Below are 21,821 nucleotides of genomic sequence, written 5' to 3' on the forward strand. Positions count from 1 at the left end.
GATGTGTCTTGGGATACCGGGGCGGGTCGTGACGATGCTGGACGGCTACGGTGATCAGCTCGCCCTCGTCGACGTCGCCGGCGAGCACCGCAAGGTCAACGTCGGCATGCTGCCCGAAGAAACGTTCTCGCCCGGTGACTGGGTGATCATCCACATGGGCTTCGTCGTGGAGAAGACCGACAGGGCCGGGGCCGACGCCGCGCTGGCTGGTCTGCAGTTGATGGGCAGGGGCGAATCTGTCACCGGCGCCGAGGATCCGCCATGACCACGCGGCGCAGGTTGCGCGTCCATGTGCGCGGAGTGGTTCAAGGAGTCGGCTTCCGGCCCTTCGTGTACACGACGGCGGCCGCGCTGGGATTGACCGGGAGTGTCTGCAACGACAGTTCCGGCGCCCTCATCGTCGTCGAGGGTGACGCGGCCGATGTCGAGGCATTCCTGGCCCGCCTGCGCGATCACCCACCGCCGCTGGCTGTCGTCGAAAGCTTTGATACCGAGCGCCTTCCGCTCGCGGGAGGAACAGGCTTCATCATCGCCGACACGTCTCGGACTGACGGGGGCCGCACCCTGACTTCACCCGACGTTGCCATGTGCTCCGACTGTGCCGCCGAGCAGCGAGACCCGGGCGACCGGCGCTTCCGCCATCCGTTCGTCAACTGCACCAACTGCGGACCCCGCTTCACGATCATCGCCTCACTGCCCTACGACCGACACGCGACGACGATGGCGTCCTTCGAGATGTGCGAGGCCTGTGCCCGCGAATACCACGATCCCGCCGACCGGAGGTTCCACGCCCAGCCCGTCTGCTGCCCGGACTGCGGCCCAACGTTGACCTACCGCGACCTCGCGGGAGCCACGATGACGGGCGAATCCGCGCTGCGGCGCGCGCGCCGGTTACTGACCGACGGAGGCATCCTGGCGGTCAAGGGCATCGGCGGCTACCACCTGGCCTGCGACGCCGCCGACGAACGCGCGGTCGCCGAGTTGCGTGCCAGGAAGCGCCGCGGCGACAAACCGTTCGCGGTGATGGCACCCGACCTCGCGACCGCTCGCGGCCTGGTCGAGATCGATGCGCCGTCGGCGCGGTTGCTGGCCGGACCGCAACGCCCCATCGTGTTGATGCCGCGGCGCGACGGCGCCCCGGTCGCCGACGCCGTCGCACCGCACAACCCCGACCTGGGCATCCTGCTGGCCTACACCCCGTTGCACGCTCTGCTGTTCGGGCTGCCCGGCGACGCACCCGGACCGACCGCGTTGGTGATGACCTCGGCCAACCTCGCCGGCGAGCCGATCTGCTTCGCCGATGCGACTGCGCTGGAACGGCTTTCGCGCATCGTCGACGGTTGGCTGATGAACGACCGCGAAATCCTGGTGCCCTGCGACGACTCCGTGATGCGGGTGATCACTCTCGACGGCGGAGACGAGCCGGTGGAATTGCCGATCCGGCGATCGCGCGGCTATGCGCCGCTGCCCGTGGCGTTGCCGATGCCGGTACCGCCCTCGCTGGCGGTCGGCGCCGACCTGAAGAACACCATGGCGGTCGCGGACGGCCGATACGCATGGCTGAGCCAGCACATCGGCGACATGGACGACCTGGCGACGCTGTCGGCGTTCGATTCCGCCCAACGCCACCTGCGGGAATTGACGTCCGTCGCGCCGCAGGTGTTGGTCGCCGACGCGCATCCGCTGTACCGGTCGACCGAGTGGGCCCGGCGCAACGCCGCCGACCGGCCGGTCAAACTAGTTCAGCATCATCACGCACACATCGCCGCGGTGATGGCCGAACACGGCCTCGACGGGTCCGCACAGGTGCTCGGGTTCGCCTTCGACGGAACGGGTTACGGGCCCGACCGTGCGGTGTGGGGCGGCGAGGTGCTGCTGGCCAACTACAAGGGCTACCAACGGCTCGCGCACCTGAAGTACGTGCCCCTCGCCGGTGGTGACGTCAGCGTCCTGCGCCCGTATCGGATGGCCCTGGCACACCTGCGGTCGGCGGGGATCGCGTGGGATCCCGAACTGCCCCCGGTCTCGGCCTGCCCCCCCGACGAGCGTCAAGCGCTTGCCCGGCAACTCGAGACCGGCCTCGGCTGCGTGCCGACCTCCAGCGTGGGCCGGCTGTTCGACGCGGTGTCCTCGCTGGCCGGCGTGCGGCACGTCGTCGACTACGAGGCGCAGGCCGCCATCGAGCTGGAGGGCATCTCACGCGGCACCGACTGCGGCACAATCGCCTATGCATTCGCCATCGACGCATCCGACTCGACTACGGTGATCGATCCGGCGCCCGTACTGCACGCCATCGTCGCCGACCTCCGTGCGGACGTATCCTCGTCGGTCATCGGCGCCCGGTTCCACCGCGCGGTCGCCAACCTGGTCGTCGAGCTCGCTTGCACACACGCCGACTCGTCGCGTCCCGTGGCCCTTTCCGGGGGGGTCTTCCAGAACGCGCTGCTCCTCGAATTGACGCTGAACGGGCTACACGACAGGGGCATCGACGCGATGACCCATCGCATGGTGCCGCCCAACGACGGCGGTATCGCGCTCGGCCAGCTCCTGGTGGGGAACGCATCATGAACGGCAAGGACGGTCGTACGGAGTTCGGCCGCTACGCGTACCCGCCGAACGAGCTCGGCTACTGTGGACCCGCCGAGGTCGACGCCACCTCCGGGCTCGCCTCGCGTGCACGCGAATTCGATGGAGCCTGGCCGTATCTGTCCGCCATCGCCGAGGCGGTCGGCACCTCTGACGCACTCGACGAAGAGGTCGTTCGCGCTTACTGGATCGGCGGTCGCGCGCTGAGCAAGGTGGATCCCGAGCACCTGCTCGCCCGACTACGTGCCTCGTTCACCGGCCAGGTCACCGGGATGCTCGACATTGTTTCCTCCACCTCTGATGTCCTGGCACACCACAGCTTTCACGTCTTGGTCGTTTACCCCTGGGTGAAGTTCCTGGGACGCGACGCCGACACCGCCATGGGCGTCATGCAGGCTTGCCGCATCCGGTGGGGCACCGTCACGTCCGTCACCGGCGACCAGGCGGAGATCACGTCGCGGCCGCTGAAATACGGAGCCGGTCGCCTGGTGCTGGGTGGCCGGCGCGCCGAGCGAATCACATGGAAGCGGGGCGAGCTGTCACTGGCACCCCCTCCGAAACCTGGGACGATCGTCTCCGCCCACTGGGACTGGATCTGCGGGACGCTGACCGACGAGGAGGCCGCCGACCTCGAAGGGGCCACGCAGACAACGCTCGACCTTGTGAACTCCATACTCGGACAGGGAGTATCGCGATGACGACCGCTGAACGACCGTATGTCGGCGACGAGTTATCTGCCGACCTGGCCGCCGCCGCGCTGGATCTGGCCCGCCGGTTCAACGACGGCGCGACCCTGTGGGTGATCTCACCGCAATGGGAACCGCACGCCCACCACATCGCGGTCGAGTTCGTGCACCCGGTGATCATGGGCAAGCGGGCGCTTCCGTCGGTCGCCCTGGTCGAACCGGATCCGGTCGCGCAGACGCGGGTGGCCAGCCGGCCCGGTGATCTGCTGGTCGCGGTGGCATCGGCGGACGAACCGTCTGTCGTCGACGCCATGCAGCGCGCCCGCGCGTGGGGCGTCCTGACGCTGTGGATCGGCTCCGGACCGCGTCCGCCTGCGGGAGCGGCGAACCACATCCTCTGGATCGACACCGACGACCCGATGGTGCCCGCCACCGGGGCGTTCGTGCTGCTGTATCACCTGCTGTGGGAGCTCACCCACGTCTGCTTCGAGCATCAGGGTCTGCTCGGACCGGCGCAGCCCGCTGCCGTCTGCGCGACGTGCAGCGACGAGGGGCGGCTCGGCGAGGTGCTCGCCGAACCGGTCGACGCGACGAGTTCGGCGCTGGTACGCACCGCCGACGGCGAGGAGTGGGTCGACGTCACGCTGATCGGTGACGTCGCCGTCGACGACCTCGTCCTGCTTCACGCCGGCGCGGCGATCTCGCGCGTCGAGCCCGAGGAGGTGCGCCGATGACCGAATCCGATGCCACCGGTTTCCTGTACCCGTTTATCGAGTCCGAGGAGACCGACGCCACGAGCCTGCTCGACGATCTCGCGGCCTCGGCCCGCGGTAAGGCCGCTGAAAGCGCTCGGCTTCAACGGGAATCGCTAGATGAGTACGGCGATAGTTTGACCGCGGCCGGAACGCAGATGGCCGAGCGGTTCGGCCGCGGCGGGCGGTTGTACACCTTCGGCAACGGCGGAAGTTCCACCGACGCCGCGACATTGGCCTCGCTGTTCAGCCGACCGGCGCGCGGAAGGCCCGTCGCCGCGTGGTCGCTCGCCGCCGACAACGCCGTGGTTACCGCGCTCGGCAACGACGTCGGGTTCGAGCTGATCTTCAAACGCCAGATCATCGCCCACGCCCGCGACCGCGACGTAGCGATCGCGCTGTCCACGTCCGGCAACTCCGACGATCTGATGACCGCGATCACCGAAGCCAAGCGACGAGGTCTGCTGACCGTGGGCTTCTCCGGCCATGACGGCGGGCGGATGGCGGCCGCCGACGACCTCGACTTCTGTTTCACCATCCACTCACAAAGCATCCACCGCATCCAGGAGAGCCACGCGATGCTCGGCTACCAACTCTGGTCGGTAGTCCAGGAACACCTGCACACCACCACGGCCCGCACACTGAACGGAGCGCATTCCACATGACACGAGCTGCGAGCGCGTCCGAACGCGAAGACCGGGTGCTGGAACGGATCGACAAGTTCCGCCAGCGACGACCCCGTCTGCTCGATGACGTGGTGACGCTCGCACACGGGGCGGGCGGCAAGTCGTCGGCAGCGCTCGTCGACGCGGTGTTCCTCGAGGCCTTCCGCAACGACGAACTCGAACAACTCGGTGACGCGGCCGCGGTGCGGATGCCGTCGGGTGAACAACTGGCATTCTCCACCGACTCCTACGTGGTGTCGCCGCGGCGCTTCCCTGGCGGCTCCATCGGCCACGTCGCGGTGCACGGCACGATCAACGACCTGGCCGTGTCCGGCGCCCGCCCACAGTGGCTTTCGACGGCGTTCGTGATCGAAGAGGGCTTTCCGATCGCCGAACTGCGCGAGATCGTCGCGGACATGGGGGAAGCCGCATTGAACGCGGGGGTGCAGATCGTGACCGGCGACACGAAGGTCGTCGGCAGGGGCGCCGCCGACGGCGTCTACATCTGCACCGCGGGCATGGGTTTGATTCCCGAGGGCCGGCGGCTGTCCCGCGAGAGCGTAAAGCCCGGCGACAAGGTCGTGCTGTCAGGCACGATCGGCGAGCACGGGATGGCCGTCATGCTGGCGCGCGGCGATCTGGCCATCGACGCCGACATCGCCTCGGACACGGCGCCGGTGCACGAACTCGTCGAGCTGCTGATGACCGCGGCGCCGTCGACCCGGTGGATGCGCGACGCGACCCGCGGCGGCGTCGGCACGGTGGCTAACGAACTCGTCAAAGACGCGCCGTTCGCGATGATCCTCGACGAGGAGAGGCTGCCCGTCCTGCCGCAGGTGCTCGGGGCCTGCGACATGCTCGGCATCGACCCACTCTACGTGGCGAACGAGGGCAAGTTCGTCGCCGTGGTGCCCGCCGACGAAGCCGATGCCGCGGTGTCCGCGCTGCGCGGCCACCCGCAGGGCGCGCAGGCCGCGGTGGTCGGCGTGATCGTCCCCGAACCCCGGGGAATCGTCGCGCTACGAACGTCATTCGGTGGCAGCCGGATCGTCGACATGCTCGTCGGCGACCCCCTGCCGCGGATCTGTTGAGAGGAGACCGACATGTGCCTCGGCATCCCCGGTCAGGTGGTCGACATCGTCGACGCCGAACAATCGCTGGCCAAGGTCGACGTGAACGGCGTCCGCAGAATCATCAGCGTGCGCCTGTTGGCCGACGACAATCTGCAGGTCGGCGACTGGGTTCTGGTCCACGTCGGGTTCGCGATGGCCAAGATCGACGAACGCGAGGCCACTCTTACCCTCGACCAGGTGCAGAAGATGGGCGCCGACTACACCGCCGAGATCGAAGCGTTCAACTCGTCCGAAATCGCTTGAGAGGCAAACCATGAGATTCGTCGACGAATTCCGCGACCCGGCCGCAGCACGCGCGCTGGTCAGATCCATCACCGACCTCGCAGGCGACGACGAGTTCAAGTTCATGGAGGTGTGCGGCGGCCACACCCACACCATCTACCGCCACGGCATCGAGCATCTGCTGCCGGAGACGGTCGAGCTGGTACACGGACCCGGATGCCCGGTGTGCGTCATCCCGATGGGACGCGTCGACGACGCGATGTGGCTGGCCGAACAACCGGACGTCATCTTCACGACGTTCGGCGACATGATGCGGGTGCCGGGATCGCGGGGCAACCTCATCGAGGCGAAGGCCCGCGGTGCCGATGTGCGCTTCGTGTACTCGCCGCTGGACGCCCTCAAGATAGCGATCGACAACCCCGACAAGCGGGTCGTGTTCTTCGCAGTGGGCTTCGAGACAACCGCGCCGTCCACCGCCGTGACGCTGGTGCGCGCGAAGGCTTTGGGCGTGGGTAACTTCAGCGTGTTCTGTAACCACGTCACGATCGTTCCGCCCATCAAGGCGATCCTGGAGTCCCCCGACCTGCGGCTGTCCGGATTCCTCGGGCCCGGACACGTCTCGACGGTGGTGGGGCTGCGCCCGTACCGGTTCGTCCCCGATGTGTACGGAAAACCGATGGTGGTGGCGGGATTCGAACCGCTCGACATCCTCGCGTCGGTGCACATGCTGCTGCAGCAGATTCGGGGCGGTCGCTGCGAGGTCGAAAACCAGTACACGCGGGTGGTGCGTCCCGAAGGCAACACCCAGGCACTCAAACTGATGGCGCAGACGTTCGAGCTGCGACCGCATTTCGAGTGGCGGGGGCTGGGTTTCATCTCGCAGAGCGCGCTGCGGCTCCAACCCGACTACGCCGAATTCGACGCCGAACGCACCTTCGCCATGCCGGGTGTGCGGGTGGCCGATCCGAAGGCGTGCCAGTGCGGCGAGGTGCTGAAAGGTGTCATCAAACCGTGGGAGTGCAAGGTTTTCGGTACGGCGTGCACGCCGGAGACACCGATCGGGACGTGCATGGTGTCCCCAGAAGGCGCCTGCGCGGCGTACTACAACTTCGGCCGGTTGCACCGTGAGACGGCGTTGGTCCTGGGTCAGCGCCCCTGAGGCCGTCGATTCATCGCCGCAGATCCAGCGGCGACAAGTGAGGAGTGATTGTCATGACAGAGCCGGAGGAACGGGGAAAGCGCGGAACCGGATCCGATGAACCATCGGGAGGGCCGGTGGACCGCCCGTCGGGCACATATCAAGGTGACGAATCCGTCCCCGAACACGACGACGGTGGAAAGCCGGACTTCGAGACGGGATTCACCAACGAGCCGCCCAAGAACGTCGAACCCGAGGTCCCCCCGTACGCGGGTCGGCAGACGTCGGCCAAGCCGGAAGGCCCAGGAGACGACGGCGGCGAACGAACCGCGGGCGCTGTGAAACCGGCGACGGATGCAGCGAGCAAGGCACCGTCGCCGAGCGAGACCGAGGGCGGTGCGACGGCCTCTCCCGCTGACGAACAACCGGCTTCACAGGTGCCGGAGTCCGACCGCGGCGACGATCGGGTGGGCCCGTCACACACCGTGGGCACCGGTCGCGCCGAGGACAAACGCTAGCGATTCACCACTGATCACGCGGAACGTCGAAGTCCGAGCACAGCGCACGCCACACGTCCCGGGGATCGACGCCCTCCTCGATGGCCTGTTCGGCGGTGCGCCCATCCAGTGCGCTCAGGACGTGGTCGACGAGCAGCGACGAGCCTCGCACCGGGCCGAACTGTTCCTCGACGAGCTGATGAAATTCCGTCAACCGCACGAGCCCAAACTACGCCGACGCGGCCAGCGCTTCATGGCACACCCGTACCGGATCTTCGACGTCGGCGACCGTCGCGCCCGCTCGCCGCGCCGCCTGCCGGTAGCGAGGTGTGTCCAACACCGCGCTCACCGCCTGCGCGAGCCCAGCCGCGGTGAGAGGACGAACCAGCTGCGCACTCCCCTGTCGCACAACACGATTGGCGATCTCCCACTGGTCACCCCCACCGGGGACCACCACCATCGGAACTCCGGCCAGCAGTGTCTTGGCCACCATGCCGTGGCCGCCTCCGCAGATCACCAGGTCGGCGTGCGACAGCAGTTCGTCCTGTCTTCCCAGCCCGACCACCGCCCACGGCGGCACCGCGACCTCCGAGCCGCCCAGTCGCGACACCACGACGCGCGATCCCGGCGGCAACGCCTCCCCCGGCGTCAAGGTCTCCAACGCGACCTCGGCAAGGCCGCGTTCCCCGGTGGTGGCGGTCGACGGTGCGACGACCACGACGGGTCCGTCGCCCGGCGGGATGGCGAGCGTCGCCGACGTCGGCTCGAAGTGCAGCGGACCCACCACCACGGCTTCGGCGGGCCAGTCCGGCCGCGGCACCTCCAGCGCGGGCAGCGTGGCGATCAACCGTCGGCGCGGGCCGGGATCGTCTGCGGGCAAACCGATGTGCACACGCGCCGCCGAGCGCTGTCGAATGCCCTGCCGCCACGACCGGGCGGAGAGGGCGCGCAGGATCGCGTCGCGCAACCGGCCGCGGACGCCGACGCCGGGCGCCAGCCCGCTGCCGATCGGCGGGAGGCCCTTCGACGGCCGGTACAGCGGGTGCGGATTCAACTCGACCCAGGGCAGCCCGAGCAGTTCGGCGCAGAACCCGCCCGCCGTGGTGATGGCGTCGGAGACTACGAGGTCCGGCGCGAGCTGACGCATCTGCGGCGCGTTGAGCACGGCCATCCGGGCGCCACGCTGGTGGACCTTCGCGCCGGCGTCGGCGTCGTCGTCGGTGTCCACCGGATCCAAGCCGAGGAGTTCGACGGCGGCCACCCCGGCGTCGCGGGCCGTGTCCAGCCATTCCGTCCCGGTCAGCAGCGTCGGCGTATCCCCGTTGGCCAGGAAACGAAGGCACAACGCGAGTGCCGGAAAGGCATGTCCCGGATCCGGTCCAGCAACCACCGCCACGCGCATTGGGCTACCCTGCCACAGCGGCCCGGCACTAGGCTTGCGCCCATGACCGACCAGGCTTCTGAACTGAAAAACGACGTCGACAACATCCGGGCGGTGGAAACGTTCCTCTACGCCTTGCAGGACGAGGATTTCGACACCGCCGACGGCCTGCTCGCCGATCACGCCGAATGGCACAACGTCGGCTACCCCACGATCCGCGGCCGCCAGCGCATCATCGGCCTGATGCGTCGCGGTCAGGGCCGGTTCGGCTTCGAGGTGAAAATTCACCGCATCGCCGCCGACGGCAGCTCCGTGCTCACCGAACGCACCGACGCGCTGGTGTTCGGACCGGTGCGCCTGCAGTTCTGGGTGTGCGGAACGTTCGAGGTGCACGCCGGCCGAATCACGTTGTGGCGCGACTACTTCGACACTCTGGACTTCCTCAAGGCGACGGTGCGCGGTCTGGTCGCGGCGGTGTTCCCTGCGCTGCGCCCCACGATGTGACTAGGCCCCGCGGACGTGGCCGAGTTCGTTGAACGCCTCGGCCCAGCCGACCAGCCGATCGGTGGCATTGGACAGCTCGTCGCGGTAACGCTGTTGCCACATCGGTGAGGTGGATGTCGGACCGGCGTTCGCCGCCGACACCAGTTGTGCTGCGGCGTTGACCATTTCGCCGTACTGCCGCGCCCCGTGATCGAGTTGCGCCGTGAACGCCTGGATAGTGGGCACCAGGTGGGCGCGCGATTGCGGCGTCGCGCGGACCGCCCGTTCCGTCGACATCACTTCGTTCGCGGTGGCTGCCATGGTCGTCGCGGTCTGGTTTGCCGCGGCGGCCAGCTCGCGAAGTTCATCCGGCGGCAGCATCCGTCCGCGCTCCAGTACCCCGAGCAGCGAGAAAAATCCACGCTCGGAGGTGGCCAACGCCGCCATCGGCGGGCGTGCGGCCGATCCCCACGGTGGAAGCCTGCGGGTGGCGCGGGACCGTGGAGGGGGCAGCGGCTCGCGTCGCAGCCAGCGGTACCGCAACAACGTCAGCGTGGCCAAGAAAGCGGCGCCGACGGCGATCGGCGACGGGATGAGCAGCGCCCATGCGGGAACATCCCATGCGGCCACCACGCCGGTCACGCCGATCCAGAACACGCAGGAAATCGTGAAGAACACGGTGAGCCGCAGCGCCCAGCGGCGCTTGCGGAGCAGCTTGGCGCGCGGGTCAGCGGCGGCGTTCAGCTTGTCGGCCAGGACATCGGACCACTCGGCGGCCGTGTCGATGCCGTTCTGGACACCACGTTGCACCAGCGAGCGTAACGGCTCGGGTCGACTCCTCTGCGAACTCACTGGTGTCCTCACGAACTATTGAGACAGCGGATTTTCCGGTGTCGCCTGCTGCGGATTGGTCGCCGGGGTCGCGGGCTGCGGCGCGGCGTTGCCGCCCGCGGGCAACTGCTCACCGCGCATCGAGGCGCGGATCTGCTCCAGCCGGGAATGCCCGGCCATCTGCACGCTCGCCTGCTGGACCTCCAACATCCGGCCCTGCACCGAGTTCTGCGCCAACTCGGCCTCGCCCATGGCGTTGGCATACCGGCGCTCGATCTTCTGGCGCACCTCGTCGAGGCTGGGCGTGGTGCCCGGGGCGGCCAACTCGCTCATCGAGCGCAGCGACGAGCTGACCTGCTCCTGCATCTTGGCCTGTTCAAGCTGGGACAGGAGCTTGGTGCGTTCGGAGATCTTCTGCTGCAGCATCATCGCGTTCTGCTCGACGGCCTTCTTAGCCTGGCCGGCCGCGTTGAGCGCCTGGTCGTGCAGGGTCTTGAGATCCTCGACGCTCTGCTCTGCGGTCACCAGCTGCGCCGCGAACGCTTCGGCGGCGTTGTTGTACTCGGTGGCCTTGGCGGCGTCACCGTTGGCGACGGCCTGATCGGCCAGCGTCAACGCCTGCCGCACGTTGACCTGCAACTTCTCGATGTCGGCGAGCTGGCGGTTCAGACGCATCTCGAGCTGGCGCTGGTTGCCGATCACCTGGGCGGCCTGCTGGGTCAGGGCCTGGTGCTGGCGCTGGGCTTCCTCGATGGCCTGCTGAATCTGCACTTTCGGGTCGGCGTATTCGTCCACCTTGGAGCTGAACAGCGCCATGAGGTACTTCCACGCCTTGACGAACGGATTGGCCATGTCAGTTCACTCCGCCTTCGTGTCGTTGTGTCGGACTCGCCGGCCCGGCTTCCCGTGCTGCCCAATCTATCGGGTCAGCGCGTATCACCACAGTCGGTCGTGGTCGGCTCAGCGCGTCAGGCGACCGCCATCGACACGACCTGCGGGATGACCACCTTAGTGGTGGCGTCGATGTTGGCGGCACCGGCGAAGGCGGCACTCTCCTCACGCTCCATCTCCTGACCGGCGTCGAAGAGCACCTGGGACAGCGGAACGTCGAGGGCACCGCAGATCGCGCTGAGCAATTCGCTCGAAGCTTCCTTGCGGCCGCGTTCGACCTCGGAGAGGTAGCCCAGACTGACCCGGGCGGTGTCGGACACTTCGCGCAGGGTGCGTCCCTGGTCGACGCGGGCACGACGCAGCACGTCGCCGATCACCTCGCGCAGCAATGCCGTCATCGTGCTCTCCCTTCGGAGTCAGTGTCTGGGGATCCAATAGGGCAACGCAGAGCGTGGGCTAGTTGGTTCCCGGATGGCGCAGATCACTGTCGAGTGAGGGCCGACCGCAGGCGCACGACGGCCTCCCGGACCGCCGCGAGGCGGATTTCCCAGCGCGATCCGTCCAGCCGCAACTCGACGACGTCGGTCTCAACCGGCCCGGCGATGCCGAGGAACACCGTCCCGACGGGGTGGCCGCCGTGGGGCTCGGGTCCGGCAACACCGGTGAGACCCACGCCCCAGGTCGCCTCGCAACGCATTCGGGCTCCCACGGCGAGTGCGCGAGCGGTCGGCGCTGCGACGGGCCCAACCTCGTCGAGCATCTGGCGTGTCACCCCGGCCAGCGAGATCTTCGTGTCCTCTACATAGGTGACAAGGCCGCCGCGTAGCACCGCGCTCGCCCCCGGCACGCCGGCCAGTGTGGCCGCCAGCAGGCCTGCGGTCAGCGATTCGGCGGTCGCGACCGTCTGCCCGTGCACGGTGAGGTCCGCGACCAACACGCGAGCGTCGTCACTGACCAGCGGGTCGTCCACGGGAGTCCTTGATGGCCGTCACGACGTAATCGACCCCTGTGACGACGGTCAGGATGACGGCCGCGCACATGACCACCCACGCCGCGGCCAGCCACGCACCCGACAGCGGCAGCACGAACAGCCCGATCGCCACCCCTTGTACGAGGGTTTTGAGCTTTCCGCCGCGGCTGGCCGGGATCACGCCGTGACGCAACACCGCGAACCGCAACACCGTGATGCCGATCTCCCGGGTCAGGATCACCACCGTGATCCACCACGGCAGGTCGCCCAGTAGCGAAAGCCCGATCAGCGCCGCGCCGATGAGGGCTTTGTCCGCGATGGGGTCGGCCAGTGTGCCGAACTCGGTCACCATGCCGTAGTTGCGCGCCAGTGCCCCGTCGAACCGGTCGGTGATCACCGCGACGGTGAACACGACGAATGCGGCTATCCGCCAGAATGTTTCATGCCCGTCGCCGACGAACAGCACCACTAGGAAAACCGGAACCAACGCCATCCGCACGCCGGTGAGCACATTCGCGATGTTCGCTATACGGGCGCGCGGAACCAGCGGATCAGTATGGGGTTGGCCCGACACCGCAACAGAATATCGGTTGCCCGAACCGATACTCTCCACCTGTGAGCGCAGAATCCGGCGAGGTCGTCGTGCGGCGTGCGCGAACTTCGGATGTCCCCGCCATCAAAACCTTGGTCGACATCTACTCCGGCAAGATCCTGCTGGAGAAGAACCTGGTGACGCTCTATGAGGCAGTTCAGGAGTTCTGGGTCGCCGAACTGGGCGGCGAACTGCTCGGCTGCGGCGCGCTACACGTGTTGTGGTCCGACCTCGGCGAGGTGCGCACCGTGGCCGTGCATCCCAAGGTCAGAGGCCAGGGCGTCGGGCACGCGATCGTCGACAAACTGCTCGACGTCGCGCGCGAGTTGCGCCTCGAGCGGATCTTCGTGCTCACCTTCGAAGTCGAGTTCTTCAGCAAGCACGGGTTTCGGGAGATCGACGGAACACCCGTCACCGCGGAGGTCTTCGAGGAGATGTGCCGCTCGTACGACACCGGCGTCGCCGAGTTCCTCGACCTGTCCTACGTCAAGCCGAACATCCTCGGCAACACCCGAATGCTATTGACCCTCTAGCGATTTGTGCACACTTTGTTGCGCTGAGCGCTCCTAGCGGTGCACCAATCACTCGTCGTCTTCTGGGGTGTCGGCGCCGCGGATCGACGCCAGCGTCGCGGCCAGTTCGTCGGGTTTGACGAGAACCTCACGGGCCTTGGAACCCTCGCTCGGCCCGACGATGTTGCGGGTCTCCATCAAATCCATCAACCGGCCCGCCTTGGCGAAACCGACGCGCAGTTTGCGCTGCAACATCGACGTCGACCCGAACTGGCTCGACACCACCAACTCGACCGCCTGCAGGAAGACGTCCATGTCGTCGCCGATGTCGGGGTCGACGTCGGTGCGCTCGCTGTTTGTCTTGGCGTTGGTGACGCCCTCGGTGTACTCCGGTTCGGCCTGCGACTTGGTCGCTTCCACGACGGCGTGGATCTCGTCGTCGGTGATGAATGCGCCCTGCAGACGGATCGGCTTATTGGCCCCCATCGGCAGGAACAGCCCGTCGCCCATGCCGATCAGCTTCTCGGCGCCCTGCTGGTCGAGGATGACGCGGCTGTCGGTCAACGACGACGTGGCGAACGCCAACCGTGACGGCACGTTGGTCTTGATCAGGCCGGTGACGACGTCCACCGACGGTCGCTGCGTGGCCAGCACCAGGTGAATGCCTGCCGCGCGGGCCTTCTGGGTGATGCGCACGATCGCATCCTCGACATCGCGCGGGGCGGTCATCATGAGGTCGGCCAACTCGTCGACGATCGCGACGATGTACGGATAGGGCTTGTACTCACGCTGACTTCCCAGCGGTGTGGTGATCTCGCCGGAGCGCACCTTCTTGTTGAAGTCGTCGATATGGCGCACGCGCGAGGCCTGCATGTCTTGATAGCGCTGCTCCATCTCCTCCACCAGCCACGCCAGCGCGGCGGCGGCCTTCTTCGGCTGGGTGATGATCGGCGTGATGAGGTGCGGAATGCCCTCGTAAGGCGTCAGTTCCACCATCTTCGGGTCGATCAGGATCATCCTGACCTCCTCCGGTGTGGCCCGCACCAACAGCGACACCAGCATCGAGTTCACGAAGCTCGACTTACCGGAACCGGTCGAGCCGGCGACCAGCAGATGCGGCATCTTGGCGAGGTTCGCCGAGATGTACTCGCCCTCAATGTCTTTGCCCAAACCGATGACGAGCGGGTGGTGGTCACCCCGGGTACTCGGATCGGTCAGCACGTCAGCCAGGCGCACCATCTCGCGATCCACGTTGGGAACCTCGATACCGACCGCACTCTTGCCCGGGATGGGCGCCAGCATCCGGACACTCTCGGTCGCGACCGCATAGGCGATATTGCGTTGCAGCGCAGTGATCTTCTCGACCTTGACGCCCGGTCCGAGTTCGACCTCGTACCGGGTGACGGTCGGGCCCCGAGTGCATCCGGTGACCGATGCGTTGACCTTGAACTGGTCGAGCACCTCGGTGATCGCCTCGATCATTCGATCGTTGCCCGCGCTGCGCCGTTTCGGAGGATCGCCGGCGATCAGAAGCTCGAGCGACGGTAGCGCGTACGGGCCGTCGACCACGCGGTCCAGCGTCATCGTCGACTGCTTTTGCTTCTTCTTGCGCGTCTTGGCGGTCGGTTCGGGAATCGTCGGCGCTTCGTCGGAGAGCGGGTAGTTCTCCATCGGCGTGCCGGTCGGCCATGCCTGTTCGGCGTCGTAGGCGTTCGGGTCGCCGGGCGGGCCGGGTGGGAATGAATCGTCGTAGTAGCCGTCGGAGAAATCGTCGGACTCGGATATGACGGCGGTGTCCTCGTCGTCGTACTCGTCGTAGTCGTATTCGTCGTAACCGCGGGCGGAGAACATGGAGCGCACGGTCGAGGGCACTTCGCGAATCGTCGTGCCGGTCACCAGCAATACGCCGAACACCACACCGATGAACAACAGCGGCGCGGCGATCCACGCTGTCAGCCCGTCGGAGAGCGGACCGCCGATGGCGAACCCGAAGAAGCCGGAGGCATGTCGGCGTGCCACCGGATCCTGCGGCGAACCGGCCCACAGATGCCACAACCCGAGCGCGGGCAGCGCGATCATCGCCGAACCCAGGATCAGCCTCGGCCTGGCGTCCGGATCCGGCTCGGTGCGCATCAGCGTCACACCGACGGTGGCCAGAGCGATCGGCACGAGCACGACGGCGGCGCCGATCAGCGTCCGCCAGAACATGTCGAGCCAGTCGCCGACCGGACCGGCGGCACCGAACCATGAACTCGCTGCGAGGATCACCGCCAGGCCGAGAAGTGCCAACGCGATGCCATCACGGCGATGACCGGGTTCCAGGTCGCGGGCCCGCCCGACCGAACGCGCGGTGGTCCCCGCGCCTTTGGCCACCATCAGCCAACCCGCCCGCACACCGCGGCCCACCGAGGCACCGGCCGATGAGATGGGTGACGACGTCCGGCGCGGTGACGTGGTCTTGCGCGGCGCCGGCTTACGCCGCGGCGCCGCTCGGCCACCCGATCGCGCGCCCTGTTTTGACCTGGTCGAACGACTTCCAGAGCGCGCGGCGGTCTTACTAGGCATGCATGTAAGCCTAGTCGCTCCAGCCCCATAATCACCATCTGCCACACGGGTAACAGATGCGTATCGATTGATGCGGTTTCGCGACTTACCGTGCGGAAATGACCGAAACCAACACGTCGGCGGGTCTGCCGACCACCACCAAAGCGCTGTGTGCCGCCTATGGCGTCATCGCGCTCGTCGCGCTGATCGCCACCTGGAGCCAGAACCTGGCCTACCTCGACCGCGGGGCGAACATGCTCCGCGTGTTCTGGGAAGAAACCAAGGTCAGCCCGGCGTCGCGTTCCATCACCGCGGACATCACCCTGTTCGGGCTCGCCGTGATCATCTTCATGGTGTTCGAGGCGCGCAAACACGGCATCCAATTCGTCTGGGTGTACGTCATCGCCTCGTTCCTTGTCGCGATCAGCGTGACGTTCCCGTTATTCCTCCTGGCGCGCGAGTTGCGCATCCACCGCACCGAGGCCCCGCGGATCGGTGTCGGGGACACCGTTGGGCTCGTTCTCGTCGCGGTGCTTGCCGTGGCGTTCACGATCTGGATCGACGTGGTCTGAACGTCGCAGGTGTCGCTGGGTAGGCTGTGCACTCGTCCAGCAGCACTCACCGAGGAGTCGGCGCCTGATGTCCAGCCCAAATGCAGTTGTCGTTGTCGCCACCATGACCGCCAAGCCCGAATCCGTTGACACGGTGCGGGACGCCTGCAAGAGGGCCATCGAGGCGGTCCACCAAGAGCCCGGCTGCGAGCTCTACGCGCTGCACGAGGCGAACGGCACCTTCGTGTTCGTCGAGCAGTGGGCGGACGAGGACGCCCTCAAGACGCACAGCACCGCACCGGCCATAGCTGAGCTGTTCGGCGCGGTCGGTGAGCACCTCGACGGGGCGCCGGACATCAAGATGCTGCAGCCGGTTGTCGCCGGCGACCCGAACAAGGGCGCGCTGCGGTTCTGATGCCCGGGCTCGCAGGCAAAGTCGCGTTCATCACGGGCGCAGCGCGGGGCCAGGGCCGCGCGGAGGCGGTGAAGTTGGCCGCCGACGGCGCCGACATCATCGCCGTCGACCTCTGCGACCAGATCGCCTCGGTGCCCTACCCATTGGCGACGGGCGACGATCTGGCCGAGACCGTGAAGCTCGTCGAGGACACCGGTGCGCGAATCGTGGCTCGCCAGGCCGATGTTCGCGAGCAGGATGCGCTGGCGTCGGCGTTGCAGGCCGGTGTCGACGAGTTCGGCCGCCTCGACATCGTCGTGGCCAACGCCGGAATCGCGCCCATGCAGTCGGGCGCCGACGGGTGGCGCGATGTGATCGACGTGAACCTCACCGGCGTCCATCACACGGTCGAGGTCTCCAAGGCTGCGCTGATCGCCACCGGCGAGGGCGGCTCGATCGTGCTCACCAGTTCGGTCGTGGGCCTGGTCGGAATGGGCAGCGACGATCCCGGTGCGATCGGCTACGTCGCCGCCAAACACGGCATCGTCGGGCTGATGCGGCTGTATGCCAATCTGCTTGCACCGCACAGTATCCGCGTCAACTCGGTGCACCCTGCCGGTGTGGACACCCCGATGATCAACAACGAGGCGACGCGGCGGTGGCTGGGCAGCATCGCGGAGAAGTCACCCCAGGACATGGGCAATGCGCTGCCGGTGCAGGTGTTGCAACCCGAAGACATCGCCAACGCGGTGGCGTGGCTGGTCTCCGACGCGGCGCGTTACGTCACCGGTGTCGCGCTTCCCGTCGACGCGGGGTCGGTCAACAAACGCTGAGCTCTTGCGAGGGAGAAACTAGCGGCGAGATATACCGGGCCTCGGTGCATGCTGCGCATGTGGCTCAGCAGTTGCAGCCGCCTCTTCTATCTCTCGGTGATGCCTCTCTGACTGCCCAGCTACGAGCGAAATATTCGTCAGTAGCGAATAATTCGCTCAGAGGCGGGTAGCCCACAACTTGGTCCCGCGGAGGCTGGTGAGGCTGGCCATACCGGCGACCGGCACCGCGACGTGTCCTAGCCAGACCCAAGAGTCAGATCTCGATGACCGTCGGCACGATCATCGGCTGGCGCCGGTAGACCTCCCCCACCCATTTGCCGACGGCGCGCCGCGACGCCTGGGCGATGCGGTTGATATCGGTGACCCGTTCGGCCACAAGCGCTTCGAGTGCCTCTTCGACTTTGCGGGTGGCCGGCTCGAGAGCCTTCGGGTCCTCGGAGAAGCCGCGAGAGTGCAGGTGCGGCGCCGCCGCAGGCTTGCCTGTGCCGCGCTGGACGACGACCGTGATGCCAATGAACCCCGAAGAGAGCGTGAGCCGTTGACCGACCACGGCGTCCCCCACATCGCCGGTGACCAGCCCGTCGACGAACATCTTGCCTGTGGGCACCGCGCCCGCGATCGACGCCCGCCCGGCCACCAGGTCGACGCTCACGCCGTTCTCGGCCAGCACGATGTTGTCCTCGGGGACCCCCGTGCGGGCGGCCAAACCGGCGTTGGCACGCAACATCCGCCAGGTGCCGTGCACGGGCATCACGTTGCGAGGGCGCACACCGTTGTAGAGAAACAGCAGTTCACCGGCGTAAGCGTGCCCCGTAACATGTACGCGCACCTGCGCATTGGTGACGACACGCGCGCCGATCTTAGCCAGCGCGTCAAGCACTCCGAAGATCGCTTCCTCGTTGCCCGGTATCTGCGACGACGACATGATGATGAGGTCGCCCGCGGTCAAGGTGATGCTGCGGTGCTCACCGCGCGACATCCGCGACAGCGCCGCCATCGGCTCTCCCTGCGTTCCGGTGGTGACGAGCACGACGCGTTCAGGTGCCATCATCTCCGCGGCGCCGATGTCGATGATGTCGTCATCGTTTTCCAGCGTGAGGTATCCGAGTTCCTTGGCGATGCCCATGTTGCGGACCATCGACCGGCCGACGAACGCCACCTTGCGGCCCAGCGCCACCGACGCGTCGATGATCTGCTGTACGCGACCGACATTGGAGGCGAAGCAGGCCACGATGACGCGGCCCTGGGCGCTGCGGATCAGCCGGTGCATGTTCGGACCGATCTCGCTCTCCGACGGCCCCACCCCGGGGATCTCGGCGTTGGTCGAATCACACAGGAACAGGTCCACCCCGGCATCGCCGAGCCGCGACATACCGGGCAGGTCGGTGGGTTTCCCGTCGGGCGGAGACTGATCGAGCTTGATGTCGCCGGTGTGCAGCACCGTGCCGGCGCCGGTGTGGATCGCGATGGCAAGGCAGCCGGGTATCGAGTGGTTGACCCCGAAGTATTCGCACTCGAACACACCGTGTCTGGAACTCTGGCCCTCGTCGACTTCGACGAAGACGGGTTTGATCCGGTGTTCGCGGCACTTCTCGGCCACCAGGGCGAGCGTGAACTTCGAACCGACCACCGGGATGTCGCGGCGAAGCTTGAGCAGGAAGGGGATCGCGCCGATGTGGTCCTCGTGCGCGTGGGTCAGTACCAGCGCCTCCACCTCGTCGAGGCGGTTCTCGATCAGGCGCAGGTCGGGCAGGATCAGGTCGACGCCGGGCTCGTCGTGGGTGGGGAACAAGACCCCGCAGTCGACGATGAGCAACCGGCCCAGATGCTCGAATATGGTCATGTTGCGACCGATTTCGCTGATCCCGCCCAGCGCAGTGACCCGAAGTCCGCCTGGGGCCAGTGGCCCCGGTGGGTTCAGTTCTTCGTTCACTACCGCAGCACCGCGGCCGCCCGCATATCTGCGGCCAACGCGTCGAGTTGTGCAGGGGTGGCCGGTACTTGCGGCAGCCTGGGGTCACCGGCGTCGAAGCCCTGAAGTCGCAACCCGGCCTTCGACAGCGTCACGCCACCGAGCCGGGCCTGCGCGTCGACCAGCGGGCCCAGCGTGACGTTGATCTTGCGGGCCGTCGCGATATCGCCGGATTGGAAGGCCGAGAACATTTCTCGCAGCTGGCTGGCGGCCAGGTGGCCCCAGACGCTGATGAATCCGACGGCGCCCATGGCCAACCAGGGCAGGTTGAGCGCGTCGTCTCCGGAGTAGTACGCCAGCCCGGTCTCGGCGATGATCTGCCCGCCGCCGTGCAGATCGCCCTTGGCGTCCTTGACGGCCACGATGTTGGGGTGCTCGGCGAGCATGCGCAGCGTCTCCCACTGGATCGGCACCACCGACCGCGGCGGGATGTCGTAGAGCACCACCGGAAGCGGCGTCGCATCGGCCACCGCGGTGAAGTGGGCCAGCAACCCAGCCTGCGGCGGGCGCGAGTAGTACGGCGTCACCACCAGCAGCCCGTGCGCGCCCTCGGCCGCGCACGCCCGCGCAAGATGCACGCTGTGCGCGGTGTCGTAAGTGCCCGCACCGGCGATGATGCGTGCCCGGTCACCCACGGCGTCGAGCACCGCCCGCAGCAGTGCGATCTTCTCGGCATCGGTCGTGGTCGGCGACTCGCCGGTGGTCCCGGACAGCACCAGGCCGTCACAGCCGGCGTCGACGAGTCGTGTCGCCAGCTGGGCCGCGGCTTCGGTGTCGAGCATGCCGTCGGGCTTGAACGGAGTCACCATCGCGGTCAGCACGGTGCCCAACCGGGCCCTCACATCGATTCCGCTGGTGCTCACGGGCTCAGATTACTCGTTGATGGTCACGCTTCCGTGGCCAGAGGGGATGTGGCGACCTCCGTGCCGTCGGACAGCGCGGAGATCTCGAAGTCGCTGAACACCTGGGGTGCGACGTCGACCAGTCGGCGCAAGCACTCGATGGCCAGCCGACGAATCTCGACGTCGGCGTGCTCGCTGGCCCGCATCGCGATGAAATGCCTCCACGCGCGGTAGTTGCCGGTCACGACGATGCGGGTCTCGGTGGCGTTGGGCAGCACCGCACGGGCGGCCTGTCGCGCCTGCTTGCGTCGCAGCACACCGAGTTGCTCCCCGGGCTCGTCGCCCCTGAATTTGGCTTCGAGGCGTTCGAGCAGCTCGGTGTAGGCGGCGTGACTGGCGTCGGCGGCGACGGCGAACATCTCCGTCAACTCGGGGTCGTCCTCGATGCCCGGAGGCACCACCACCTGCGCGTCGTGCTCTGGAACGTACCGCTGCGAGAGCTGCGAATACGAGAAGTGGCGGTGACGGATCAGCTCGTGTGTGCACGACCGCGAGATGCCGGTGATGTAGAAGGACACCGAGGCGTGCTCGAGCACCGAGAAATGTCCGACGTCGACGATGTGGCGGATGTAGGCCGCGTTGGTCGCGGTGCGCGGATTCGGCTTCGACCAGCTCTGGTAGCACGCGCGGCCGGCGAACTCGACGAGCGCGGGTCCGCCGTCGGCGTCGGTTTCCCATGGCACTTCCGGCGGCGCGGTGAACTCCGTCTTGGCGATCAGCTGAACACGCAGCGGCGAGGTCTCGGCCACGGCTCACCCTAACGCGGGCCGTCGGAGATGCCCGTGAGCGCCCAATCTGCGCCGAGCCGACCACCGGGTGTGCGGTTTCATCCGCGACTCGCCGGTTGCAGCGGATCAGATCGCACATTCGGCGGCGAACCAAGCGAAGAAACCACGTTTCGACCGCGCGCGGGCCGGGAACAAATCCGTTCTCAATCGGTGTTACCCAGACGCCGATCTAGAGAGGGAGTGTGACCGATGGCCACCGATTACGACGCACCCCGTGCGAAGGAAACCGACGAAGCGGTCGATGAGTCACTCGAGGCGATCGCCGCCCGGCGTGGCCAGGCTGACATCGCAGTTCTCGACGTCGATGACGGTGACGGGGTCGACCCGATCGTCCTGCCCGACATGGACCTGTCCGGTGAAGAGCTCACGGTCCGGGTGATCCCGAAGCAGGCCGACGAGTTCACCTGCTCAAGTTGCTTCCTGGTGCAGCACCACAGCCGGCTGGCACTGCAATCTGGCGACCGCACGATCTGCGCCGACTGCGTCTGAGCGTCGTTT

Annotated in this window: 26 protein-coding genes; 15 read left to right on the forward strand and 11 right to left on the reverse strand. The window is 67.2% G+C overall.

From position 1 onward, the window contains the following. The first annotated feature begins 1 nt into the window (after position 1). From AAHH99_RS06490 to AAHH99_RS06530, 9 genes are read left to right on the forward strand one after another with little or no spacing between them, the layout of a single operon-like run. Entirely contained in the window at positions 2 to 265 is a 264-nt protein-coding gene (locus AAHH99_RS06490) for a HypC/HybG/HupF family hydrogenase formation chaperone (RefSeq protein ID WP_064395255.1), read from the forward strand. Beyond that, positions 262 to 2,568 (forward strand): carbamoyltransferase HypF, encoded by a 2,307-nt coding sequence (hypF, locus tag AAHH99_RS06495; protein WP_418767934.1) that lies wholly within the window; start codon positions 262 to 264, stop codon positions 2,566 to 2,568. Before AAHH99_RS06490 ends, hypF begins: the two co-directional genes overlap by 4 nt. Beyond that, positions 2,565 to 3,284, forward strand: coding sequence for a DUF6390 family protein (locus tag AAHH99_RS06500; protein ID WP_418767935.1), 720 nt, complete (start codon positions 2,565 to 2,567; stop codon positions 3,282 to 3,284). The genes hypF and AAHH99_RS06500 overlap by 4 nt, the downstream gene beginning before the upstream one ends. Beyond that, positions 3,281 to 4,006 (forward strand): HypC/HybG/HupF family hydrogenase formation chaperone, encoded by a 726-nt coding sequence (locus AAHH99_RS06505; RefSeq protein ID WP_418767936.1) that lies wholly within the window; start codon positions 3,281 to 3,283, stop codon positions 4,004 to 4,006. Before AAHH99_RS06500 ends, AAHH99_RS06505 begins: the two co-directional genes overlap by 4 nt. Next, positions 4,003 to 4,689: a D-sedoheptulose-7-phosphate isomerase gene (locus tag AAHH99_RS06510; RefSeq protein WP_418767937.1), complete on the forward strand. Its 687-nt coding sequence runs from the start codon at positions 4,003 to 4,005 to the stop codon at positions 4,687 to 4,689. Before AAHH99_RS06505 ends, AAHH99_RS06510 begins: the two co-directional genes overlap by 4 nt. After that, on the forward strand, positions 4,686 to 5,780 hold the full coding sequence (gene hypE / locus AAHH99_RS06515; protein WP_418767938.1) for a hydrogenase expression/formation protein HypE: 1,095 nt from the start codon (positions 4,686 to 4,688) through the stop codon (positions 5,778 to 5,780). Before AAHH99_RS06510 ends, hypE begins: the two co-directional genes overlap by 4 nt. 12 nt (positions 5,781 to 5,792) lie before the next feature. After that, positions 5,793 to 6,065, forward strand: coding sequence for a HypC/HybG/HupF family hydrogenase formation chaperone (locus AAHH99_RS06520; protein ID WP_418767939.1), 273 nt, complete (start codon positions 5,793 to 5,795; stop codon positions 6,063 to 6,065). Between the two features lie 10 nt (positions 6,066 to 6,075). Beyond that, the gene (gene hypD / locus AAHH99_RS06525; protein ID WP_418767940.1) at positions 6,076 to 7,203 is read left to right on the forward strand and encodes a hydrogenase formation protein HypD; all 1,128 of its coding nucleotides are present in this window, start codon (positions 6,076 to 6,078) and stop codon (positions 7,201 to 7,203) included. 53 nt (positions 7,204 to 7,256) lie between these two features. Further along, positions 7,257 to 7,700: a hypothetical protein gene (locus tag AAHH99_RS06530; protein ID WP_418767941.1), complete on the forward strand. Its 444-nt coding sequence runs from the start codon at positions 7,257 to 7,259 to the stop codon at positions 7,698 to 7,700. 4 nt (positions 7,701 to 7,704) lie between these two features. Here the strand turns inward: AAHH99_RS06530 and AAHH99_RS06535 are convergent, their stop codons facing one another. Then, positions 7,705 to 7,899, reverse strand: a complete 195-nt coding sequence (locus tag AAHH99_RS06535; protein ID WP_064416978.1) for a DUF3046 domain-containing protein — start codon at positions 7,897 to 7,899, stop codon at positions 7,705 to 7,707. 9 nt (positions 7,900 to 7,908) lie between these two features. Continuing rightward, complete coding sequence (locus AAHH99_RS06540; RefSeq protein ID WP_418767942.1) at positions 7,909 to 9,081, reverse strand: glycosyltransferase; 1,173 nt, start codon at positions 9,079 to 9,081, stop codon at positions 7,909 to 7,911. A gap of 42 nt (positions 9,082 to 9,123) precedes the next feature. Between AAHH99_RS06540 and AAHH99_RS06545 the strand changes: the two genes are divergently transcribed. Then, entirely contained in the window at positions 9,124 to 9,564 is a 441-nt protein-coding gene (locus AAHH99_RS06545) for a limonene-1,2-epoxide hydrolase family protein (protein WP_418767943.1), read from the forward strand. On the opposite strand, the gene pspM is transcribed toward AAHH99_RS06545, so the two are convergent. The 5 genes from pspM to pgsA all read right to left on the reverse strand — a co-directional run bounded on the left by pspM (position 9,565) and on the right by pgsA (position 12,809). Then, positions 9,565 to 10,395: a phage shock envelope stress response protein PspM gene (pspM, locus tag AAHH99_RS06550; protein WP_418767944.1), complete on the reverse strand. Its 831-nt coding sequence runs from the start codon at positions 10,393 to 10,395 to the stop codon at positions 9,565 to 9,567. Between the two features lie 15 nt (positions 10,396 to 10,410). Further along, positions 10,411 to 11,226 carry a phage shock protein PspA gene (pspA, locus tag AAHH99_RS06555; protein ID WP_066841468.1) on the reverse strand — a complete coding sequence of 272 codons (816 nt, stop codon included), beginning with the start codon at positions 11,224 to 11,226 and terminating at the stop codon, positions 10,411 to 10,413. Positions 11,227 to 11,342: 116 nt separating this feature from the next. Beyond that, positions 11,343 to 11,663 (reverse strand): transcriptional regulator ClgR, encoded by a 321-nt coding sequence (clgR, locus tag AAHH99_RS06560; RefSeq protein ID WP_064395243.1) that lies wholly within the window; start codon positions 11,661 to 11,663, stop codon positions 11,343 to 11,345. Between the two features lie 83 nt (positions 11,664 to 11,746). Continuing rightward, entirely contained in the window at positions 11,747 to 12,235 is a 489-nt protein-coding gene (locus tag AAHH99_RS06565; RefSeq protein ID WP_418767945.1) for a CinA family protein, read from the reverse strand. Continuing rightward, positions 12,213 to 12,809: a CDP-diacylglycerol--glycerol-3-phosphate 3-phosphatidyltransferase gene (pgsA, locus tag AAHH99_RS06570; RefSeq protein WP_064428481.1), complete on the reverse strand. Its 597-nt coding sequence runs from the start codon at positions 12,807 to 12,809 to the stop codon at positions 12,213 to 12,215. Before pgsA ends, AAHH99_RS06565 begins: the two co-directional genes overlap by 23 nt. Before the next feature lie 41 nt (positions 12,810 to 12,850). On the opposite strand from pgsA, the gene AAHH99_RS06575 reads away from it, so the two are divergent. Further along, complete coding sequence (locus AAHH99_RS06575; RefSeq protein WP_198957133.1) at positions 12,851 to 13,360, forward strand: amino-acid N-acetyltransferase; 510 nt, start codon at positions 12,851 to 12,853, stop codon at positions 13,358 to 13,360. A gap of 48 nt (positions 13,361 to 13,408) precedes the next feature. On the opposite strand, the gene AAHH99_RS06580 is transcribed toward AAHH99_RS06575, so the two are convergent. After that, positions 13,409 to 15,904: a DNA translocase FtsK gene (locus AAHH99_RS06580; RefSeq protein WP_418767946.1), complete on the reverse strand. Its 2,496-nt coding sequence runs from the start codon at positions 15,902 to 15,904 to the stop codon at positions 13,409 to 13,411. Between the two features lie 98 nt (positions 15,905 to 16,002). On the opposite strand from AAHH99_RS06580, the gene AAHH99_RS06585 reads away from it, so the two are divergent. The 3 genes from AAHH99_RS06585 (at position 16,003) to AAHH99_RS06595 (ending at position 17,661) form a co-directional block, all read left to right on the forward strand. Further along, complete coding sequence (locus AAHH99_RS06585) at positions 16,003 to 16,455, forward strand: DUF2834 domain-containing protein (RefSeq protein WP_418767947.1); 453 nt, start codon at positions 16,003 to 16,005, stop codon at positions 16,453 to 16,455. A 67-nt stretch (positions 16,456 to 16,522) separates the two neighbouring features. Beyond that, complete coding sequence (locus tag AAHH99_RS06590) at positions 16,523 to 16,849, forward strand: putative quinol monooxygenase (protein WP_418767948.1); 327 nt, start codon at positions 16,523 to 16,525, stop codon at positions 16,847 to 16,849. After that, on the forward strand, positions 16,849 to 17,661 hold the full coding sequence (locus AAHH99_RS06595) for a mycofactocin-coupled SDR family oxidoreductase (protein ID WP_418767949.1): 813 nt from the start codon (positions 16,849 to 16,851) through the stop codon (positions 17,659 to 17,661). Before AAHH99_RS06590 ends, AAHH99_RS06595 begins: the two co-directional genes overlap by 1 nt. A 253-nt stretch (positions 17,662 to 17,914) precedes the next feature. Here the strand turns inward: AAHH99_RS06595 and AAHH99_RS06600 are convergent, their stop codons facing one another. From AAHH99_RS06600 to thyX, 3 genes are read right to left on the reverse strand one after another with little or no spacing between them, the layout of a single operon-like run. After that, positions 17,915 to 19,594 (reverse strand): ribonuclease J, encoded by a 1,680-nt coding sequence (locus AAHH99_RS06600; protein WP_418767950.1) that lies wholly within the window; start codon positions 19,592 to 19,594, stop codon positions 17,915 to 17,917. Next, positions 19,594 to 20,496, reverse strand: a complete 903-nt coding sequence (gene dapA, locus AAHH99_RS06605; RefSeq protein ID WP_418767951.1) for a 4-hydroxy-tetrahydrodipicolinate synthase — start codon at positions 20,494 to 20,496, stop codon at positions 19,594 to 19,596. Before dapA ends, AAHH99_RS06600 begins: the two co-directional genes overlap by 1 nt. Positions 20,497 to 20,519: 23 nt before the next feature. Next, on the reverse strand, positions 20,520 to 21,284 hold the full coding sequence (thyX, locus tag AAHH99_RS06610) for an FAD-dependent thymidylate synthase (protein WP_418767952.1): 765 nt from the start codon (positions 21,282 to 21,284) through the stop codon (positions 20,520 to 20,522). Positions 21,285 to 21,512: 228 nt separating this feature from the next. On the opposite strand from thyX, the gene AAHH99_RS06615 reads away from it, so the two are divergent. Continuing rightward, on the forward strand, positions 21,513 to 21,812 hold the full coding sequence (locus AAHH99_RS06615; RefSeq protein ID WP_066809211.1) for a DUF4193 domain-containing protein: 300 nt from the start codon (positions 21,513 to 21,515) through the stop codon (positions 21,810 to 21,812). Positions 21,813 to 21,821 lie beyond the last annotated feature (9 nt).

The sequence above is a fragment of the Mycobacterium neumannii genome (genome assembly GCF_048452905.1).
Lineage (GTDB): Bacteria > Actinomycetota > Actinomycetes > Mycobacteriales > Mycobacteriaceae > Mycobacterium > Mycobacterium neumannii_B.

Excerpts from the sequence above, each read along its gene's own strand:
- AAHH99_RS06490 (WP_064395255.1), top strand. The coding sequence starts at position 2 with ATGTGTCTTGGGATACCGGGGCGGGTCGTGACGATGCTGGACGGCTAC.
- hypF (WP_418767934.1), top strand. The coding sequence starts at position 262 with ATGACCACGCGGCGCAGGTTGCGCGTCCATGTGCGCGGAGTGGTTCAA.
- AAHH99_RS06500 (WP_418767935.1), top strand. The coding sequence starts at position 2,565 with ATGAACGGCAAGGACGGTCGTACGGAGTTCGGCCGCTACGCGTACCCG.
- AAHH99_RS06505 (WP_418767936.1), top strand. The coding sequence starts at position 3,281 with ATGACGACCGCTGAACGACCGTATGTCGGCGACGAGTTATCTGCCGAC.
- AAHH99_RS06510 (WP_418767937.1), top strand. The coding sequence starts at position 4,003 with ATGACCGAATCCGATGCCACCGGTTTCCTGTACCCGTTTATCGAGTCC.
- hypE (WP_418767938.1), top strand. The coding sequence starts at position 4,686 with ATGACACGAGCTGCGAGCGCGTCCGAACGCGAAGACCGGGTGCTGGAA.
- AAHH99_RS06520 (WP_418767939.1), top strand. The coding sequence starts at position 5,793 with ATGTGCCTCGGCATCCCCGGTCAGGTGGTCGACATCGTCGACGCCGAA.
- hypD (WP_418767940.1), top strand. The coding sequence starts at position 6,076 with ATGAGATTCGTCGACGAATTCCGCGACCCGGCCGCAGCACGCGCGCTG.
- AAHH99_RS06530 (WP_418767941.1), top strand. The coding sequence starts at position 7,257 with ATGACAGAGCCGGAGGAACGGGGAAAGCGCGGAACCGGATCCGATGAA.
- AAHH99_RS06540 (WP_418767942.1), bottom strand. The coding sequence starts at position 9,081 with ATGCGCGTGGCGGTGGTTGCTGGACCGGATCCGGGACATGCCTTTCCG.
- AAHH99_RS06545 (WP_418767943.1), top strand. The coding sequence starts at position 9,124 with ATGACCGACCAGGCTTCTGAACTGAAAAACGACGTCGACAACATCCGG.
- pspA (WP_066841468.1), bottom strand. The coding sequence starts at position 11,226 with ATGGCCAATCCGTTCGTCAAGGCGTGGAAGTACCTCATGGCGCTGTTC.
- clgR (WP_064395243.1), bottom strand. The coding sequence starts at position 11,663 with ATGACGGCATTGCTGCGCGAGGTGATCGGCGACGTGCTGCGTCGTGCC.
- AAHH99_RS06580 (WP_418767946.1), bottom strand. The coding sequence starts at position 15,904 with ATGCCTAGTAAGACCGCCGCGCGCTCTGGAAGTCGTTCGACCAGGTCA.
- AAHH99_RS06585 (WP_418767947.1), top strand. The coding sequence starts at position 16,003 with ATGACCGAAACCAACACGTCGGCGGGTCTGCCGACCACCACCAAAGCG.
- AAHH99_RS06590 (WP_418767948.1), top strand. The coding sequence starts at position 16,523 with ATGTCCAGCCCAAATGCAGTTGTCGTTGTCGCCACCATGACCGCCAAG.
- AAHH99_RS06595 (WP_418767949.1), top strand. The coding sequence starts at position 16,849 with ATGCCCGGGCTCGCAGGCAAAGTCGCGTTCATCACGGGCGCAGCGCGG.
- AAHH99_RS06615 (WP_066809211.1), top strand. The coding sequence starts at position 21,513 with ATGGCCACCGATTACGACGCACCCCGTGCGAAGGAAACCGACGAAGCG.